A 19,576-nucleotide genomic window follows, 5' to 3' on the forward strand; every position below is an offset into this window, starting at 1 on the left:
TCAACGCCCCGAAGCGGCCGGCTATTCCGCGCCGGCGGCCCGCTGCCGTGCCCGGCGGGCGAGGCCGTCCCACACCTCGGCGACCCGCTTGCGCAGCGCGTCCAGGGGCACGTCGTTGTCGACGACGATGTCCGCGATCTCCCGGCGCTGCTCGCGCGTCGCCTGCGCGGCCATGCGCGCGCGTGCGTCCGCCTCGGTCATCCCGCGCAGCCGTACCAGCCGGTCGAGCTGGGTCTCGGGGCTCGCGTCCACGACGATCACGACGTCGTAGAGCGGTGCGAGACCGTTCTCGGTGAGCAGGGGCACGTCGTGGACGACCACGGCGTCCTCGGGCACGGCGCTCTCCAGCTCGCGGGAGCGCTCGCGCACCAGCGGGTGCACGATCGAGTTGAGGACGGCGAGCTTCTCGGGGTCGGCGAACACGATGGAGCCGAGCCGGGGCCGGTCCAGGCTTCCGTCGGCGGCCAGGACGTCCGGGCCGAAGGCGTCGGCCACGGCGGCGAGGCCGGGGGTGCCGGGCGCCACGACCTCGCGGGCGATGCGGTCCGAGTCGATCAGGACGGCCCCGTGCTCCACGAGCAGCCGCGACACCTCGCTCTTGCCGGCGCCGATCCCGCCGGTCAGGCCCACTGTCAGCATGAGCGGAAGCCTAGACGCTCGCCCCGGGGGCCGGTACGGCAGGTGCGGGCCGGCGGCGCCCGCTCCCCCGCCTCAGGTGTCGCCCTCCCGCTCCGCCAGGAACCGCTCGAACTCCCGCCCGATCTCGTCCGCCGACGGGATGTCCACCGGCTCGGCCAGCATGTTGCCCCGGGTCTCGGCGCCCGCCGCCGCGTCGTACTGGTGCTCCAGGCCCTGGACGAGCGCGGTCAGTTCCTCGTCGCCCTCCCGGATCTGCCGGTCGATCTCGGTCTGGGTGCGGTGGGCGTCGGTGCGCAGCGCGTGGGCCACGCCGGGCAGCACCAGCCCGGTGGCGGCCGTGACGGCCTCCAGGACGGTCAGCGCGGCGTCCGGGTACGGGGAGCGGGCGATGTAGTGCGGGACGTGCGCGGCGACGCCCAGGACGTCGTGACCGGCCTCCATGAGGCGGTACTCGACCAGGGACTCGGCGCTGCCGGGCACCTGTGCCTCGTCGAAGGGGCTGCGGTGGCCGGGGACGAGGTCGGTGCGGTTGCCGTGCGGGGTCAGGCCCACCGGGCGGGTGTGCGGGACGCCCATGGGGATGCCGTGGAAGTTCACGGACAGGCGCACGCCGAGCCGTTCCACGATCTGCCGCACCGCCGCCGCGAACCGCTCCCACTCCACGTCCGGTTCGGGGCCGGACAGCAGCAGGAACGGGGCGCCGGTGGTGTCCTGGACGAGGTGGACCTCGATGGCCGGGGTCTCGTAGTCGGTCCAGCGGTCCCGCTTGAAGGTCAAAAGGGGCCTGCGGGCGCGGTAGTCCACGAGCCGGTCGTGGTCGAACCGGGCCACGACCTGGTGGGGCAGCGAGTCGAGCAGCCGGTCGACGATCTGGTCGCCGGCCTCGCCCGCGTCGATGTATCCGTCGAAGTGGTAGAGCATGACAAGGCCGGCCGACTCCTGGGCGAGCGCCATGTCCACCACGGCGAGGCCCTTCGGCTCCCATGCGTACAAACCCTGCGGATCAAGCACTGTGACCGCTCCTCCTCGTGTTCCTCGTGGACAACGCGCTCCGGAACAGCGGAATTCCCGCCACGCACCGCTCGCCGGCGATCCCTTGCCGGGCACCTTGACGGCCCGTCACCTGGTCCGTACCTTCTCGGACGTCGAGTTCACAGTGACGATCGTCGTTCATGTACGGGAAGACGGGAAGGCACGTCGATGCGCATACGCATGCCGCTCACCTCTCTGCTCGCCACCGCCGTCGCCGCCGGCGTGACCCTGACCGCCACCGGACCGGCCTCGGCCGCCGCCACGACCGCCGCGACCGTCGAGGTCACGACCGCCGCCCAGCTGAAGACCGCGCTCGCCGCCGCCCGGCCGGGCGACACGATCCACCTGGCGGACGGCACGTACACCGGCAACTTCAAGGCGACCGTCCCGGCCACGGCCGCCGCCCGCATCACCCTGACCGGCTCCCGGGGCGCCGTGCTCACCGCAGGCGGCGGCTACGGGCTGCACCTGAACGGCGCCTCCTACTGGACGGTCGGCGGCCTGACCGTGACCGGCGGCCAGAAGGGCATCATGATCGACGCGGCCGAGGGCGTCGTCGTGGACGGTGTCACGGTGCACGGCGTGGACATGGAGGGCGTGCACTTCCGCAACTCCAGCACGGACGGCGTGATCGAGAACTCGAGGATCTACGACACCGGGAACGACGGCCGGGGCATGGGCGAGGGCGTGTACGTGGGCACCGCGAACACGCTGACCGACCGGAGCGACCGCGTGCGCATCCTGAACAACACGATCGGCCCGGACGTGGGCGGCGAGAACGTCGACATCAAGGAGGGCACGACCGGCGCGCGGATCGTCGGCAACACCTTCGACGGCAGCGGACTGACCGGCGCCAACTACGACGACTCCTGGGTCGACGTGAAGGGCAACGACGTGCTCGTCCAGGACAACACCGGCACCGCCACCACCAATGACGGCTACCAGACCCACACCCAGCAACCCGGCTGGGGCTGCGGCACGGTCTTCAAGGGAAACAAGTCGACACTCACGGGCGCGACCGGTGCGACCCGCCTGGCGATCGACGTCACCAACTACGGCGCCGCCTGCCTGACCACGGTCCACAGCACCAACACGGTCACGGGCGGCAGGGGCCTGACCAATGTCCCGGTGACGCCCTGAGGGGCGGAAAACCCTGAGGGGCCGCACCTCGAAAGGTACGGCCCCTCAGTGGCGACTATCGCCTAGGCCTCAGCGGCAGCGATCAGCTCTGGCCGCCGGCCAGCTTCTCGCGCAGCGCGGCCAGCGCCTCGTCCGAGGCCAGCGCACCGGAGGTGTCGGCGCCCTCGGAGGAGTACGAGCCACCGCCGGTCGCGGCCGGAGCCGCAGCCTCGCCGCCCTCGGCCGCGGCAGCGGCGTCGGCCTCGCGGGACTTGATGACCTGCTGCTGGTGCTGCTCGAAGCGGGACTGCGCCTCGGCGTACTGGCGCTCCCACTCCTCGCGCTGCTTCTCGTAGCCCTCGAGCCAGTCGTTGGTCTCGGGGTCGAAGCCCTCGGGGTAGATGTAGTTGCCCTGGTCGTCGTAGGACGCGGCCATGCCGTACAGGGTCGGGTCGAACTCGACCGCCGTCGGGTCGGCACCGAAGGACTCGTTGGCCTGCTTCAGCGAGAGGCTGATGCGACGACGCTCGAGGTCGATGTCGATGACCTTGACGAAGATCTCGTCGTTGACCTGGACGACCTGCTCCGGGATCTCCACGTGGCGCTCGGCCAGCTCGGAGATGTGGACCAGACCCTCGATGCCCTCGTCCACGCGGACGAACGCACCGAACGGCACCAGCTTCGTGACCTTGCCGGGCACGACCTGGCCGATCTGGTGGGTGCGGGCGAACTGCTGCCACGGGTCTTCCTGGGTCGCCTTCAGCGACAGGGAGACGCGCTCGCGGTCCATGTCGACGTCGAGGACCTCGACGGTGACCTCCTGGCCGACCTCGACGACCTCGGAGGGGTGGTCGATGTGCTTCCAGGACAGCTCGGAGACGTGGACCAGACCGTCGACGCCACCCAGGTCCACGAAGGCACCGAAGTTGACGATCGAGGAGACCACACCGGAGCGGACCTGACCCTTCTGGAGGGTCGTGAGGAACGTCTGGCGGACCTCGGACTGGGTCTGCTCCAGCCAGGCACGGCGGGACAGGACCACGTTGTTGCGGTTCTTGTCCAGCTCGATGATCTTGGCCTCGAGCTCCTTGCCGACGTACGGCTGGAGGTCGCGGACACGGCGCATCTCGACCAGGGAGGCCGGCAGGAAGCCACGGAGGCCGATGTCGAGGATGAGACCACCCTTGACGACCTCGATGACGGTACCGGTGACGATGCCGTCCTCTTCCTTGATCTTCTCGATGGTGCCCCAGGCACGCTCGTACTGGGCGCGCTTCTTCGAGAGGATCAGGCGGCCTTCCTTGTCCTCCTTCTGGAGGACCAGGGCCTCGATCTCGTCGCCGACGGCCACGACCTCGTTCGGGTCGACGTCGTGCTTGATCGAGAGCTCGCGGCTCGGGATGACACCTTCGGTCTTGTAACCGATGTCGAGCAGGACCTCGTCCCGGTCGACCTTCACGATGACGCCGTCGACGATGTCGCCGTCGTTGAAGTACTTGATCGTCTCGTCGATCGCTGCGAGGAATGCTTCCTCGTTACCGATGTCGTTGACCGCTACCTGCGGGGTGGTGGCGGTGGTCTCGGTGCTGCTCGTCATGTGGGAAAGGGCTCCGGTACGGACATTGAAGTCGTAGGTACTGCTTACGCCGGGAGCCCGTTTCGCTCTGCAGAAGCCGGACAGCCAAGGAAGCGCCCCACCATTGCTGGTGATGGCGCCTCGACAACCGAGGGGACATACAACAGATGCGAGCGCAGCCTGCTACGTCTGAGGTGCGCAGGCCCGCAGCGCAACTTGTAGCATACGGGGGCAGCCGGACAGGGTCAATGCGCGACGGCGGACACCCCGGGCGGATCGCCGCAAACCCGGCAGAAGAAATACCTCGACAGCGCGCACGGAACCCGTGGGACCCCTCCCACGGGGACCCCTCCGGCGGGTTGGACGGAAGAGTACGACGAGGGAGCCGATCATCCAAGAGCCGGAAGCGTACGACCCCGAGCGGTCCGAAGGGTTCGAGCCGGAAGCGACCCGGCGTGACACGAGCGTCGCGGAGAGCAGCCGGGCCAGCCGGGGCTGGTGGGACCGGAACGCGGACGAGTACCAGAGCGAGCACGGCACGTTCCTCGGCGACGACCGCTTCGTGTGGGGCCCGGAGGGCCTGGACGAGGCGGAGGCCGGGCTGCTGGGCGCGCCGGCGGACCTGAAGGGCAGGGACATCCTGGAGATCGGCGCGGGCGCGGCCCAGTGCGCCCGCTGGCTGGCCGCCCAGGGCGCGCGGCCGGTGGCCCTGGACCTCTCGCACCGCCAGCTCCAGCACGCGCTGCGGATCGGCGGTGCCTTCCCGCTGGTCTGCGCCGACGCCGGCGCGCTGCCCTTCGCGGACGGCTCCTTCGACCTGGCGTGCTCCGCGTACGGGGCGCTGCCGTTCGTGGCCGACCCGCGACTGGTGCTGCGCGAGGTGCGCCGGGTGCTGCGGCCGGGCGGGCGGTTCGTGTTCTCGGTGACGCACCCGATCCGCTGGGCGTTCCCGGACGAGCCGGGTCCGCAGGGCCTGTCGGTGGCGGCGTCCTACTTCGACCGCACGCCCTACGTGGAGCAGGACGAGCGGGGTCACGCGGTGTACGTGGAGCACCACAGGACGCTCGGCGACCGGGTGCGGGACATCACGGCGTCCGGCTTCCGGCTGGTGGACCTGGTGGAGCCGGAGTGGCCGGCCTGGAACACCGCGGAGTGGGGCGGCTGGTCGCCGCTGCGCGGGAACCTGATCCCGGGCACGGCGATCTTCGTGTGCGACCGGGACTGAACCCGTCCGAAAACCGTCCGCGGCCCCGCGCGCATGCCGCGGCGGACGCGCGCCCGCGCAAGGGGCCGTGTTCCCGCCGTCCGGCCCCGGCTCCCCGTCGTGCGGCCGTCGTGTCCGGTCGTACGACACTGGGGGCGTGATCCGTTACGACGCCCTGGACGCGCTGCCCGTGCGCTCCGCCCTGCCCGCCCTGACCGACGCCCTGGAGGGCGCGGGGACCGCCGTCCTCGTGGCGCCGCCCGGCACCGGCAAGACGACGCTGGTGCCGCTCGTGCTGGCGGGGCTGGTCGGAGACGGTCCAGCGCGGCGGGTCGTGGTGGCCGAGCCGCGGCGGATCGCGGCGCGGGCGGCGGCCCGCCGGATGGCGTGGCTGCTGGGCGAGAGCCCCGGCGGGAGCGTCGGCTTCACGGTGCGCGGCGAGCGGGCCGTGGGGCGGGACACGCGCGTGGAGGTCGTGACGACCGGTGTCCTGCTCCAGCGGCTCCAGCGGGACCAGGAGCTGGCCGGGGTGGACGTCGTCGTCCTGGACGAGTGTCACGAGCGGCATCTGGACGCGGACACGGTGGCCGCGTTCCTGTGGGACGTGCGGCAGGCGCTGCGTCCGGAACTGCGGCTGGTGGCCGCGTCGGCGACCACGGACGCCGGGGGGTGGGCGCGGCTGCTCGGCGGGGCGCCGGTGGTGGAGGCTGCGGGGGTGGCGCATCCGGTGGAGGTGGTGTGGGCCCCGCCTGCCCGCCCGGTGCGGCCGCCGCACGGGACGCGGGTGGATCCGGCGCAGCTGGCGCACGTGGCGTCGGTGGTGCGGCGGGCGCTGTCGGAGCGGGACGGGGACGTGCTGTGCTTCCTGCCCGGCGTGGGCGAGATCGCGCGGGTGGCGGGGCTGCTGGGAGACCTGGGCGGGGTCGAGGTGCTCCAGGTGCACGGGCGGGCGCCGGCCGCGGTGCAGGAGGCGGTGCTGTCGGCCGGGGAGCGGCGCCGGGTGGTGCTGGCCACGTCCGTGGCCGAGTCGTCGCTGACCGTGCCCGGGGTGCGGGTGGTGGTCGACTCGGGGCTGGCCCGGGAGCCGCGGGTGGATCACGCGCGCGGGCTGAGCGGGCTGACCACCGTGCGGGCGTCGCGGGCGGCGGGGCGGCAGCGGGCGGGGCGGGCCGGGCGGGAGGCGCCGGGAGCGGTGTACCGGTGCTGGGCGGAGGCCGAGGACGGCCGGCTGCCGGCTTTTCCGGCGCCCGAGATCAAGGTGGCCGATCTGACCTCGTTCGCCCTCCAGGCGGCCTGCTGGGGCGACCCGGACGCCTCCGGGCTGGCGTTGCTGGATCCGCCGCCGGGCGGGGCGATGGCGGCGGCGCGCTCCGCGCTGACGGCGGTGGGGGCGGTGGATGCGGCCGGGCGGGCCACGGAGACCGGCGCGCGGCTGGCCCGGCTGGGCGTGCACCCGCGGCTGGGGCGGGCACTGCTGGACACGGGCGGGGAGGGCGCCCCGGTCGTCGCGCTGCTGTCCGAGGAGGTGCCGCGGGAGTACGGCGACGACCTGGCGGGGGCACTGCGGCGGGCCCGGGCCGGCGGTGACGCGTACGGCGCGCGGTGGGCCGCGGAGGTACGGCGGCTGCGCGCGGTCTCGGCCGGTTCCGCCCGCCCGCCCGCGCGGGAGGGGGCCGTCCGGGTCGGGCCGGACGCACGCGACGACCGGCTGGCCGGGATCGTCGCCGCGCTGGCGTTTCCGGAACGGGTCGCCAAGCTCGACGGCGGGTCGTACCTGATGGTGTCCGGGACGCGGGCGGAGCCGGCCGAGGGGTCGGCGCTGCGCGGTGCGCCGTGGATCGTCGTGGCCGTCGCCGACCGGCCGACCGGGACGGGGCACGCGCGCGTGCGGCTCGGCGCGGCCGTGGACGAGGACGTGGCGCGGGCCGCCGCCGGGGCGCTGTTCGGCGAGCGGGACGAGGTGTGCTGGGCCGGCGGGGACGTCGTGGCCCGGCACGTCGAGCGGCTGGGGGCGGTCGAGTTGGCCGCACGCCCCCTGAGGGACGCCGGCCCGGCCCTCGTGCGCGCCGCCCTGCTCGACGGGCTCCGGGAGGACGGGTTCGGGCTGCTGCGCTGGTCGCCGGAGGCGCGGGGGCTGCGGCAGCGGCTGGCGTTCCTGCGGGCGCGCCTCGGGGAGCCCTGGCCGGACGTGTCGGACGACGCGCTGCACGCGCGCGTGGACGAGTGGCTGGAGCCGGAGCTGGGCCGGGCCCGGCGGCGGGCCGACCTCGCCCGGATCGACGCCGGCCAGGCGCTCGCGCGGCTGCTGCCCTGGGCGAGCGGGGAGGCGGCCCGGCTGGAGGAGCTGGCGCCCGAGCGGATCGCGGTGCCGAGCGGGTCCAGGATCCGGATCGACTACCGGGACCCGGAGCGGCCCGTGCTCGCCGTGAAGCTCCAGGAGATGTTCGGGCTGCGGGAGACGCCGTCCGTGGCGGGGGTGCCGCTGCTGGTGCACCTGCTCTCCCCCGCGGGACGGCCCGCCGCCGTCACGTCCGACCTCGCCTCCTTCTGGCGGGACGGCTACCGGGCCGTACGGGCGGAGCTGCGCGGCCGCTACCCCAGGCACCCGTGGCCCGAGGACCCGGCGGCCGCCGAGCCCACCCGGCACACCAACGCGCGGCTCGGGCGCTGACCGGCACGGGCCCGCGGCCGGAGGAGGGCGGGGAACAGCGGTGCGGGGCCGCGGGAGCCCCACGGGGCGTACGAGGTGGGCGCGGGCACGAGGGTGCGGTCGGGCCCGGCCGGGGCGGCGGCGAGGGCGGGACCGGGCGCGGCGGCGATCGGGGCGCGCGTGCGGGGCGTCGCGGCGTACGGCCGCATTCCCGGCCGGGCGCCCGGCTGTTGACGGCTCGTCGGGTCCGGTGTCGTGGCAACGCGCGGGCGGGATCGGAGCGGTGTCGCGCACACGGCCGGGGGCGCCCTCCCCGGTGGGTGGGGAGGGCGCCCTGGTGCCGCTCTCAGGAGGAGGCGGTCGGGTCCGGGGCGGGGCTGTGCGAGGTGGCGGCCGGCTCCGGCGTGGGAATGACCGGGATGCCGGCGGCGGCCTCGACCTTCAGCTCCACGGTGAGCGTGGCGCCGCCCGTGGTGGTGATGCGGAGCAGGAAGGTGCCGGTGGTGCCGTCGGCGTACAGCTTGGGCAGCGTGAGCAGTCCCTTGGCGTCCGTCTGGAGGCCGGCGAGGGTGCGCACGGGCTTGCCCGCGGCGTCCTTGAAGTAGGGGCCCTTGTCGTTCGCCGTGGCGTCGGTGGCCGACTCGACCAGCGTGGCGGTGGCCGCGACCCTGTCCGCGACGGCGCCCTGGTACGTCGCCTTCACCTGCACCTGCTGCGCGAACTCGCCGCCCGCGGTGCAGGTCAGCGGGGTGTCACTGGTGCGGGCCAGGGTGTCGGCGGCGCGCGCGGTGACGGTCGCCGTGTAGTCGACGCCCTTGACCTGGCGGCCCACGACGGCCGCGGTGACCTTGAAGTCGCCGGTCTTCTCGCCGGCCTGGAGCGGCGGGGCGAGCGCCATGCCCTTGGCGTCGGTGGCGACCGTCGCGACGGTCTCGCCGCCGGCGAAGGTGGCGTCGGTCTCGCCGGTGAGGGTGAACCTGACCCTGACCTTGGCGACGGACTTGCCGACCTTCGTCTCGGCGCGCACGCCGATCCGCTCGGCGAAGGTGTCGCCGGCCATCGCGGTGAGCTTCCCCGTGCCCGTGCCCGTCAGGTGGTCCACGAGGTCGGTGGGCGTCTGCGGGGGCGTCGGCGGGACGGGCGGCTTCGGCGCGGGTTTGGGGGGCTTGGGAGGCTTCGGGGCGGGCGTCTCCTTGCCGCCGTCGCCGTTCCCGCCCTTGTCCCCGTGGCCGCCGGGCTCGTGGGGCTTCGGGGCGGGCTCGGTGGCCGGCGGGTCCGTCGGCCGCGGGGACGCCGTGTGCGGCGAGCCGTCGTCGCTGCGGTTGTCCGGTACGCCGCCGGTGCCGTCGGGGACGGAGTGGGTGCCCTCGCGGTAGTACTCCATCCAGTTCAGGACCAGGTTCAGGTAGTCCTGGGAGTTGTTGTAGCTGAGGATCGCGCTGTGCAGGTCCGCCTCGCGGGACAGGTCCCAGTCGTTGCGGCACAGGTAGTGGCCCGCGGCGAACGCGGCGTCGTAGACGTTGTTCGGGTCCTTCTTGCCGTCGCCGTTGCCGTCGCGGCCGGCCCAGGCCCAGGTGGACGGGATGAACTGCATCGGCCCGACGGCGTGGTCGTAGGTGCTGTTGCCGTCGTACGCGCCGCCGTCGGTGTCCGGGATGTTCGCGAAGCCCCGGCCGTCGAGCTGCGGGCCCAGGATGCGCCGGAGCGTGGTCCCGTCGGCGTCGACCTGCCCGCCGCGGGCGTGCCCGGACTCGACGTTGCCGATGGCGGCCAGCAGTTGCCAGGGCATGTTGCAGCCCGGCTTGGAGGTGCGCAGTTCGGCCGCGGCCTTCTTGTAGGCGTCCAGGACCGTCGCCGGGATGCCCGCCTCCCCGTCGCCCCGGACGACCGGCGTGCCGACCGGCGCCGAGGGGCTGGGCGCGGGGCTCTTCAGCGGCGGGAGGTCCGTGTAGTACGGCGAGTTGCCGGTGGCGTTGGCACCACCGGCGATGGCGCCGTCCGGCACGGAGGCCGTGGCGCCGGCCGTCGTGGGTCTGTTGTCCTCGCCGGCCACTCCCGGAGCCTGGGACGCGGAGAGAGCCGCGACCGCCGCCGCGGCCACGGCGGTGCCCGCCGCCCCCTTGCGCAGCCGCCTGCCGAAATGCGCCGCCATAGAGTGAACCCCTCCCGTGGACGCCCGCGCGTCCGTCTCCGTCGCTGTCCGCCTCGCTCTGGTGTGACGATCGACCCGGTGCTCTGGTTGCCCCTGTTGCCCAAATGGGTCCGAGCCGCGGGTGTCACCGTGCGCCCGGCAAGGGGACCGAGGCGACCCTACGGCAACTTGCTGTGAGCGGGCACCCGTTGACGCCCGGAATTCACCGGGCGGCCACCTGTCGCCGCCCCGCGTGACCTCGGACGGCGTCCCGCATACTGGCCGGATCCGCACCCCGGCGTCCGAAGCGGGTGCCGTCGTACGCCCCGGAGGCTCCTGGTGCCGTTCACGCTCAGCCATGCGGCGGCCGTGCTGCCCGCGGTCCGCCGGGACGGGAGCGGCCGGGGCCGGCTGGTGCCCGCGGTGCTCGTGGCGGGCTCCTGCGCGCCGGACATGCCCTACTACGCGGCCGATGTCCTGCCGGGCGGGATGGCGGCCGGCGCGGTCACGCACGCGTTCACCGGGGTCGTCACGGTCGACGTGCCGCTCGCCTGGGCGCTCGCGGGGCTGTGGCTGCTGGCCCGGGAGCCGTTGCTCGCGCTGCTGCCGCGGGCGTGGCAGGGACGGCCGGCCGCCCTGCTGCGCTGCGGGGCGCTCCGCGCGCGCGTGCGGGCCGCGCCGGTGGCCCGGTGGTACGGCTCCGCGGCGCTCGGCGCGCTGACCCATGTGGTGTGGGACGCGTTCACCCATCACGACCGGTGGGGCACGCGGCTGCTCCCGGCGGCCGGGCGGGCGGGCCCGGCGGGCGTACCGCTGTACACCTGGCTGCAGTACGGGTCGTCGGCGGCGGGTGCCGTGCTGATCGTGGCGTTCGCGGCCCGGGCGCTGCGACGGCTGCCCGGCGGGCCGCCGGCGGGGGTGCCGGCGCTGTCCGTGCGGGACCGGTGGTGGGCGTTCGCGGTGATCGGCGGCTGCGCGACGGCGGGGGCGGTGCGGCGGACGGCGCTGTGGCGGGAGCGGGGCGGTACGGGCGTGCGGCCGTGGGAGCTGGTGCCCACCCTGTGCTTCGGGGCGGGCGCCGGGGTGGTGCTGGGGCTGCTGGTGTACGCCGTGGGGGTCAGGCTCCGGCACCCGGCCGCCGGTCCCGGGGATCGCACGGGTCCCGGGGGCCACGGGGATCACGGTGCGGTGGCCGGTGCGGGCGGCGGGCGGCGGGACGCTCGGTGAGGGACGCCACGAAGACCGTGAGCTCGCGCCGGGGGCGCGCTCTCGGGATCAGGGTGAGGGCGAGGGCGAGGTAGCCGCGGGCCAGATCGGCCCACGGGCGCCAGTCGGGGACGCCGGCCGGGCGGGCGGCGAGCCCGCGGCCGAGGCGCCTGGTGACGCCGCGGACGGTCGTGGCCGGATCGGCCGGGATGCGGGCGGTGCTTGCGTCGGCCGCGAGGGCCGGGACCGGCGCGGCGGGCACGGCCTGCGCCGAGGCGGCACCCGCCCAGGCCCCGGCGGCTGCCTCGGGCGTCCGGCGGTGGAGCATGCGTATACCCATGCCCGCAGTGTTGCGGCTGCGGGCGGTGGGGGGCGTTCTGACGGGGGCCACGAGAGTGACGGGGCCCTCCGGGGATTTCGCCGGACGCGGCCGGCGGCCTCTCCCTCCCCCGGGACGGAGCCGGGCGGCGGTCGCTGTCCCCCCGGTGCGCGGCCGTGGTCTTTCCGGCCGGGCCGGGTGGTGTGCCCGGCCGGGGCCTACCGGCCGTGCCGCTCCAGGTGGATGGAGGTGAACACGGCGACCTTGGCCCGCAGGGCCCATGGGTCGAAGGGCTTGCTGATGTAGTCGACGGCGCCGGCCGCGTAGCCGCGGGCGGAGTGTTCGGATCCGGTGCCCATCGCGGTCAGGAAGATGATGGGCACGTCCCGGGTCCTGCGGCGGCGTTTGATGTGGGCGCACGTCTCGTAGCCGTCCATTTCCGGCATCTGCACGTCCATGATGATGACGGCGAAGTCGTCGTGGTCGAGCAGGGCCTTGAGGGCCTCCCGGCCGGAGGAGACGGTGACGAGTTCCTGTTCGAGCGTCGCCAGGACCGCCGTCATCGCCAGCAGGTTGTCCGGCTGGTCGTCGACGACGAGGATCTTGGGCATGCCCTGCCGTCCCGCCGGCAGCACGGCCTCCGCGGCCTGCTCCACGGCGTCCAGCTGGCGTTCGAGCAGCGTGCAGCGGTCCTCCGCCGCGGCACGCTGGACCCGGGCCTCCCACAGGGCCGCGCCGAGGCGCTCGACCTCCCTCCGGAGCGTGTCGCGTTCCTGGATGAGGCCGTGGACATCCGGACGCGCCTTCGCGAACTCGTCCGCCCGCCTCCGCTCCGCGATGCGGTCGGCCTCCAGCTGGTTGAGCCGGGTCTCCAGGTCGGCGATGCGCTGCGTCCGGTCCAGCAGCGCGTCGCCCAGGACGTCACCGCGGACGCTGGACCGCCGGGAGACGTGGTCGGCGTCGGCCAGCTGCCGCTCCAGGATCTCCACCGCGTGCCCGGGCGACGAGGCGGCGTCCACCGCCGACCCGTACAGGCCCCGGACCAGCTCGATGGCCTCGGTGGTGACCGCGGTCCCCCGGTGCTCGGCGACGTCCGCGAAGAGGTCGCTGATCACCTGCCAGGGCGGCAGCCGGGTGCCGTTCAGGTAGCGCGAGACCGTGCCCGGGTCGATCCGGCGCCGGGCCGCGTACCGGCGGACGGACACGTGAAGGCTCTCGAACAGCTCGCGCAGCGCCTCGGCCAGGGCCCGGGAAGCCCCGTTGAGGTCGTCCCCCAGAGGCCGCAGCTCACCCATCGCTCTCCCCCTCGGCCGGGCCGGCGGCCACGGGGGCCGTCGGCCGGGCGGCGCCGTCCTCGGCGGCGATGAGGCGGTCGAAGAACGGCACGGCCGCGCCGGCGCAGGCAAGGCCGGCGAGCAGGGCGCGTGCCGTTCCCTCCCCGGCGGCGACCGTCAGCCCGCCGGCCGCCGCGCCGGTGAGCAGGGCGAGCAGAAAGACCAAGGCCGATCTCAAGGACAGCAGAGGACGGTCCACGTGTGCTCCATTCATCCAACCCGCCATTGTACAACGGCACTTGGCGCCCGTCCGGCCGATCGCGGACGGTGGGACCAGAATGGATGAAGGCGAGGGTGTTGCGGCCCGGGATCCGCAAGCGGATCAGCGCGGACCGCCCGTTGCACGCGGCTTCCCGCCGGCCGTGCCGCGGTCCTGGCCGGTCAGGGGACTGACGGCCGGCGCGTTGCCGCAGCGTTGCTCCGCAACGCCGCGGCCCTTCGGCAACACGTGCGGACGGGCGCGGCGGCCGCGGCGGCGGAGAAGACGCCCGGACCGGGGTGTGGGTGCTCCGGTCGTGAGCCCGTTCTCCGCCGCCCGCCGTGGATCAGTGCGCCGCCGATTCCCAGTCCGGGCCGACGCCGACCGAGACGTCCAGGGGCGCCCTCAGGTGGACGGCGTCCGCCATCTCGCGGCGGACGAGCTCCTCCGCGGCCGCTCGCTCGCCGGGGGCGATCTCCAGCACGATTTCGTCGTGGACCTGGAGGAGCATGCGGGACTTCAGGTCCGCCGCCCGCAGCGCGTCGTCCACCTTCAGCATGGCGATCTTCACGATGTCCGCCGCCGTGCCCTGGATGGGCGCGTTGAGGGCCATGCGCTCCGCCGCCTCGCGGCGCTGGCGGTTGTCGCTGTTGAGGTCGGGCAGGTAGCGGCGGCGGCCGAACAGCGTCGCCGTGTAACCGGTGGCGCGGGCATCGTCGACCGCCCGGCGCAGATAGTCCCGCACCCCGCCGAAGCGTTCGAAGTAGGCGTCCATCAGTGCCCGGGCCTCGCCCGCGTCGATGTTCAGCTGCTGCGACAGGCCGAACGCGGACAGGCCGTAGGCCAGGCCGTACGACATCGCCTTGATCTTGCGGCGCATCTCCGCGTCCACCGCGCCCGGCTCGACCCCGAACACCTGGGAGGCGGCCGTGGTGTGCAGGTCCTCGCCGGAGGTGAACGCCCGGATCAGGCCCTCGTCCTCGGACAGGTGGGCCATCACGCGCAGCTCGATCTGGCTGTAGTCCGCGGTCATCAGCGACTCGAAGCCCTCGCCGACCACGAAGCCCCGGCGGATCGCCCGGCCCTCGTCGGTGCGCACGGGGATGTTCTGCAGGTTCGGGTCCGTGGAGGACAGGCGCCCGGTCGCGGCCACCGTCTGGTTGAACGTGGTGTGGATGCGGCCGTCACCCGCGATCGTCTTGATCAGGCCCTCGACGGTCACCCGGAGCTTCGCCTGCTCACGGTGGCGGAGCATGATCACCGGCAGCTCGTTGTCGGTCTGGGTGGCGAGCCAGGCCAGGGCGTCGGCGTCGGTGGTGTAGCCGGTCTTGGTCTTCTTCGTCTTCGGCAGCGCCAGCTCCCCGAAGAGGACCTCCTGGAGCTGCTTGGGCGAGCCCAGGTTGAACTCGCGGCCGGCCGCCGCGTGCGCCTCCTTCACGGCCTGCTGCACCGCGCCCGCGAACATCTGCTCCATCGCCTGCAGGTGCGCCCGGTCGGCCGCGATGCCGTGCCGCTCCATGCGGGCGAGCAGCACGGAGGTGGGCAGCTCCATGTCCCGGAGCAGGTCCGCCGCGCCGACCTCGGCCAGCCGCTCCTCGAACGCCTCGCCCAGGTCCAGCACCGCGCGGGCCTGGATCATCAGCGCCTCCGCCTCGGCGCCCTCGTCGGCGCCGAAGGCCAGCTGGCCGTCGGCCGCGGCGGCGGGCGCCAGCTCGCGGTGCAGGTACTCCAGGGACAGCGCGTCCAGGTCGAAGGAGCGGCGGCCTGGCTTGACCAGGTACGCGGCGAGCGCCGTGTCCATGCCGACGCCCTCGACGCGCCAGCCGTGCTCGGCGAAGACGCGCATGGCGCCCTTGACGTCGTGGAACACCTTGGGCCGGCCGGCGTCGGCCAGCCAGGCGGCGAACGCGTTCTCGTCGGCCTCGTCCAGCTCCGACGGGTCGAACCAGGCCGCCGCTCCCCCGGCCGCGGCGAGCGCGACCTCGGCGACCGAGCCGGTGCCCAGCGCCCAGGTGCCGACGGTGGCGACGCCCAGCGGCCCGGCGCCGTGCTCGGCGAGCCAGGGGGCCAGCTCGCCGGTGCGCAGGATCGTGCCGTCGATCTCGACGCCGTCGGCCGTGACCGGGGCGGTCTCGGTCTCCTCCGTGCCGGGGTCGACGGCGAAGAGGCGCTCGCGCAGGGACGGGTTGCGGATCTCCAGGGTGTCCAGGACCATCGACACGGCCTTGCGGTCGTACGGGGCCCGCTCCAGGTCGGCGACCGTCCCGGGCAGCTCGACCTGCCGCTCCAGCTCGGTGAGGACGCGGTTGAGCTTGACGGACTCCAGGTGGTCCCGGAGGTTCTGGCCCGCCTTGCCCTTGACCTCGTCGACGCGCTCGACCAGCTCGGCGAACGAGCCGAACTGGTTGATCCACTTCGCGGCGGTCTTCTCGCCCACGCCGGGGATGCCGGGGAGGTTGTCGGACGGGTCGCCGCGCAGGGCCGCGAAGTCCGGGTACTGGGCGGGCGTCAAGCCGTACTTCTCGAAAACCTTCTCCGGAGTGAACCGGGTCAGCTCCGAGACGCCCTTCGTGGGGTAGAGCACGGTGATGTTCTCGGTGACCAGCTGGAAGGAGTCGCGGTCGCCGGTGACGATCAGCACGTCGAAGCCCTCGGCCTCGGCCCGCGTGGCGAGGGTGGCGATGATGTCGTCCGCCTCGTACCCCTCGACGGCGAAGCGCGGGGCGTGCATCGCGTCGAGCAGCTCGCCGATCAGCTCGACCTGGCCCTTGAACTCGTCCGGGGTCTTGGAGCGGTTCGCCTTGTACTCGGTGAACCGCTCCGAGCGCCAGGTCTTGCGGGAGACGTCGAAGGCCGCCGCGAAGTGCGTGGGCGCCTCGTCACGCAGGGTGTTGGCCAGCATCGACGCGAAGCCGTAGATCGCGTTCGTCGGCTGGCCGGTCGCGGTCGTGAAGTTCTCCGCGGGCAGCGCGAAGAACGCGCGGTAGGCCAGCGAGTGCCCGTCCATGAGCATCAGCCGGGGACGGGTGCCGCCGGGGGTCTTGTCGGTCTGCTTCGGTGCTGTCTCTGCCACGCCACCGATCCTGCCACGAGCCACCGACAACCCGGACCGCCCACCGGACCACCCGCCCGCGACGGGTGCGGGCACGGCCCCGGGGAACGGGACGGCGCGGGAGCGTACGGGGGCGGCACCAGGCCGTGCCGGGGCGGTGCGGGGGTGCGCCGGGCCGGTGCCGACGGCGGTTCCGGATCGGTGCCGGCGGCGGGGCCGGGGCCGGTAGTGCCGGAGGGGGGCCGGGGGCCGGCGGTGCCGCCGTACAGGGACGGCGCCAGGTCGCGCCGAGGCGGTGCGGGGGTACGCCGGGTGGCGCCGGACCGGCGCGGAACGGGTGCCGAGGTCGGCGGTGCCGAGGGGGCCGGGGGCCCGGGGGGGGGCCGGCGGTGCCGCCGTACAGGGACGGCGGCAAGCCGTGCCGGGGCGGTGCGGGGGTGTGCCGGGCGGCGCCGGACCGGTGCGGAAGGGGTGCCCAGGCCGGCGGTGCCGAGGGGGCCGGGGGCCCGGGGGGGGCCGGCGGTGCCGCCGTACAGGGACGGCGGCAAGCCGTGCCGAGGCGGTGCGGGGGTGCGCCGGGCGGCGCCGGACCGGTGCCGGCGGCGGTGGTGGGGCCCCGGGGCCGCTAGTACCGGAGGAGGGTCGGGGCCGGCGGGGCCGGCCGTCGGCAAGGGGTGGTGCAGGGCACGTGCGCGCGCTCGCGAGGAACACCGCCTTCGCACGCCCGGCCGGTATCGATGTCGGTCCCCCGTGGGAGGATCGTCGGCGGTACTTCTCACACGCAGTCGAAGGGGAGCGCGCGATGGCGACGAAGCCGCCGAAGGGTGATCCGGTCCAGGACGCGCCGCAGGTCGCGGAGCCGAAGCACGCGGCGGCGGGGCTGCCTGCCATCCGGCACACGCTGCGCGTCGCCCAGCGGCAGATGGGCGTGAAGCGCACCGCGCTCACGCTGCTGCGCGTGAACCAGAAGGACGGCTTCGACTGCCCGGGCTGCGCCTGGCCGGAGCCGGACCACCGGCACGCGGCCGAGTTCTGCGAGAACGGCGCCAAGGCGGTCGCCGAGGAGGCCACGCTGCGCCGGGTCACCCCGGAGTTCTTCGCCGCCCACTCCGTCGCCGACCTGTCCGGCCGCAGCGGCTACTGGCTCGGCCAGCAGGGCCGGCTCACCCACCCCGTGTACCTCCCCGAGGGCGGCACGCACTACGAGCCGGTCTCCTGGGAGCGGGCCTTCGACATCATCGCCGAGGAGATCGCCGCCCTCGGCTCCCCGGACGAGGCCGTCTTCTACACCTCCGGCCGCACCAGCAACGAGGCCGCGTTCCTGTACCAGCTCTTCGCGCGCGAGCTGGGCACCAACAACCTGCCGGACTGCTCGAACATGTGCCACGAGTCGTCCGGGTCGGCGCTCGGCGAGACCATCGGGATCGGCAAGGGCAGCGTCCTGCTGGAGGACCTGTACCAGGCCGATCTGATCATCGTGGCGGGCCAGAACCCGGGCACGAACCACCCCCGCATGCTCTCCGCGCTGGAGAAGGCCAAGGCGAACGGCGCGAAGATCATCAGCGTCAATCCGCTGCCCGAGGCGGGCCTGGAGCGCTTCAAGAACCCGCAGACCCCGCAGGGCGTGCTCCGCGGCGCCGCCCTCACCGACCTCTTCCTCCAGATCCGCATCGGCGGCGACCAGGCCCTCTTCCGGCTCCTGAACAAGCTGATCCTGCAGACGAAGGGCGCGGTCGACGAGGAGTTCGTCCGCGAGCACACCCACGGCTTCGAGGAGTTCGCGAGCGCCGCGCGTGCCGCCGACTGGGACGAGACGCTGACCGCGACCGGCCTCACCCGCGCGGAGATCGAGCGGGCCCTCGCCATGGTCCTGGCCTCGAAGCGGACGATCGTGTGCTGGGCCATGGGCCTCACCCAGCACAAGCACTCGGTCCCCACCATCCGGGAAGTGGTCAACTTCCTGCTGCTGCGCGGCAACATCGGCCGCCCGGGCGCGGGCGTGTGCCCGGTGCGCGGACACAGCAACGTCCAGGGCGACCGCACCATGGGCATCTTCGAAAGGCCCGCCCCGGCTTTCCTGGACGCCCTGGAGAAGGAGTTCGGGTTCACGCCGCCGCGCGAGCACGGCCTCGACGTCGTCCGGGCCATCCGCGCGCTGCGCGACGGCACGGCGAAGGTCTTCTTCGCCATGGGCGGCAACTTCGTGTCCGCCTCCCCCGACACCGAGGTCACCGAGGCGGCCATGCGCCGGGCACGGCTGACCGTGCACGTGTCGACCAAACTGAACCGCTCGCACGTGGTCACGGGCGCCCGGGCGCTGATCCTGCCCACCCTCGGCCGGACCGAACGCGACGTGCGGGCCGGCGGCGAGCAGTTCGTGACGGTCGAGGACTCCATGGGCATGGTGCACGCCTCACGCGGACGCCTGGCCCCCGCGAGCCCGCACCTGAGGTCCGAGCCGGCCATCGTCTGCGGCCTGGCGCGCCGGGTGCTGGGCGCGCGCAGTGTCGTGCCGTGGGAGGAGTTCGCCGAGGACTACGGCGCGATCCGGGACCGCATCGCGCGCGTGATCCCCGGCTTCGAGGACTTCAACGCGCGCGTGGCCCGGCCCGGCGGCTTCGCGCTGCCGCACGCCCCGCGCGACGAGCGCCGCTTCCCGACCGCCACCGGCAAGGCCAACTTCACGGCCGCGCCCGTGGAATACCCCGCACTGCCCGAGGGCCGGCTGCTGCTGCAGACCCTGCGCTCGCACGACCAGTACAACACCACGATCTACGGCCTGGACGACCGCTACCGCGGCATCAAGGGCGGGCGCCGGGTGGTGCTGGTGCACCCCGAGGACGCGCGGGCGCTCGGATTCGCCGAGGGGGCGTACGTCGACCTGGTCGGCGAGTGGCAGGACGGGGTGGAGCGGCGGGCGCCCGGCTTCCGGGTGGTGCCGTACCCGACGGCCCGGGGGTGCGCGGCGGCGTACTACCCCGAGACGAACGTCCTGGTGCCGCTGGACGCGACCGCCGACACCAGCAACACCCCGGCCAGCAAGTCCGTCGTCGTCCGCCTCGAAGCCCACACGGGGGACGCGGCCGGCCGTCTGGAACAATCGGCGGCCGAGTGA

General features: G+C 74.2%; 12 protein-coding genes. 5 read left to right on the forward strand and 7 right to left on the reverse strand.

Annotation, left to right across the window (positions count from 1 at the left end):
- Positions 1-21 precede the first annotated feature (21 nt).
- Together coaE and ACZ63H_RS17555 are read right to left on the reverse strand one after the other, a co-directional pair.
- Positions 22-639: a dephospho-CoA kinase gene (coaE, locus tag ACZ63H_RS17550; RefSeq protein ID WP_469865907.1), complete on the reverse strand. Its 618-nt coding sequence runs from the start codon at positions 637-639 to the stop codon at positions 22-24.
- A gap of 72 nt (positions 640-711) precedes the next feature.
- On the reverse strand, positions 712-1,650 hold the full coding sequence (locus tag ACZ63H_RS17555) for a PAC2 family protein (protein ID WP_469865909.1): 939 nt from the start codon (positions 1,648-1,650) through the stop codon (positions 712-714).
- Between the two features lie 189 nt (positions 1,651-1,839).
- Here ACZ63H_RS17555 and ACZ63H_RS17560 point away from each other — a divergent pair, with 189 nt between their 5' ends.
- Positions 1,840-2,811, forward strand: a complete 972-nt coding sequence (locus tag ACZ63H_RS17560) for a right-handed parallel beta-helix repeat-containing protein (protein ID WP_469865911.1) — start codon at positions 1,840-1,842, stop codon at positions 2,809-2,811.
- 82 nt (positions 2,812-2,893) lie between these two features.
- On the opposite strand, the gene rpsA is transcribed toward ACZ63H_RS17560, so the two are convergent.
- The gene (gene rpsA, locus ACZ63H_RS17565; RefSeq protein ID WP_469865913.1) at positions 2,894-4,387 is read right to left on the reverse strand and encodes a 30S ribosomal protein S1; all 1,494 of its coding nucleotides are present in this window, start codon (positions 4,385-4,387) and stop codon (positions 2,894-2,896) included.
- A 367-nt stretch (positions 4,388-4,754) separates the two neighbouring features.
- Between rpsA and ACZ63H_RS17570 the strand changes: the two genes are divergently transcribed.
- Positions 4,755-5,591 carry a class I SAM-dependent methyltransferase gene (locus ACZ63H_RS17570; protein WP_469866022.1) on the forward strand — a complete coding sequence of 279 codons (837 nt, stop codon included), beginning with the start codon at positions 4,755-4,757 and terminating at the stop codon, positions 5,589-5,591.
- A gap of 136 nt (positions 5,592-5,727) precedes the next feature.
- Positions 5,728-8,241 (forward strand): ATP-dependent helicase HrpB, encoded by a 2,514-nt coding sequence (hrpB, locus tag ACZ63H_RS17575; RefSeq protein WP_469865914.1) that lies wholly within the window; start codon positions 5,728-5,730, stop codon positions 8,239-8,241.
- A gap of 325 nt (positions 8,242-8,566) precedes the next feature.
- Here hrpB and ACZ63H_RS17580 read toward each other — a convergent pair whose 3' ends face one another.
- A complete protein-coding gene (locus ACZ63H_RS17580; RefSeq protein ID WP_469865915.1) occupies positions 8,567-10,372 on the reverse strand; it encodes a lytic transglycosylase domain-containing protein in 1,806 nt (601 codons plus the stop codon).
- A 318-nt stretch (positions 10,373-10,690) separates the two neighbouring features.
- Here ACZ63H_RS17580 and ACZ63H_RS17585 point away from each other — a divergent pair, with 318 nt between their 5' ends.
- Entirely contained in the window at positions 10,691-11,578 is an 888-nt protein-coding gene (locus ACZ63H_RS17585) for a DUF4184 family protein (RefSeq protein WP_469865916.1), read from the forward strand.
- A gap of 516 nt (positions 11,579-12,094) precedes the next feature.
- Here the strand turns inward: ACZ63H_RS17585 and ACZ63H_RS17590 are convergent.
- The 3 genes from ACZ63H_RS17590 to polA all read right to left on the reverse strand — a co-directional run bounded on the left by ACZ63H_RS17590 (position 12,095) and on the right by polA (position 16,482).
- Positions 12,095-13,171, reverse strand: a complete 1,077-nt coding sequence (locus ACZ63H_RS17590) for a response regulator (RefSeq protein ID WP_469865917.1) — start codon at positions 13,169-13,171, stop codon at positions 12,095-12,097.
- Entirely contained in the window at positions 13,164-13,409 is a 246-nt protein-coding gene (locus tag ACZ63H_RS17595) for a hypothetical protein (protein ID WP_469865918.1), read from the reverse strand. Before ACZ63H_RS17595 ends, ACZ63H_RS17590 begins: the two co-directional genes overlap by 8 nt.
- Before the next feature lie 346 nt (positions 13,410-13,755).
- A complete protein-coding gene (gene polA, locus ACZ63H_RS17600) occupies positions 13,756-16,482 on the reverse strand; it encodes a DNA polymerase I (protein WP_469865919.1) in 2,727 nt (908 codons plus the stop codon).
- A gap of 781 nt (positions 16,483-17,263) precedes the next feature.
- Here polA and ACZ63H_RS17605 point away from each other — a divergent pair.
- A complete protein-coding gene (locus tag ACZ63H_RS17605; protein WP_469865920.1) occupies positions 17,264-19,576 on the forward strand; it encodes an FdhF/YdeP family oxidoreductase in 2,313 nt (770 codons plus the stop codon).

This window comes from Streptomyces sp. NPDC104831, from assembly GCF_055583025.1.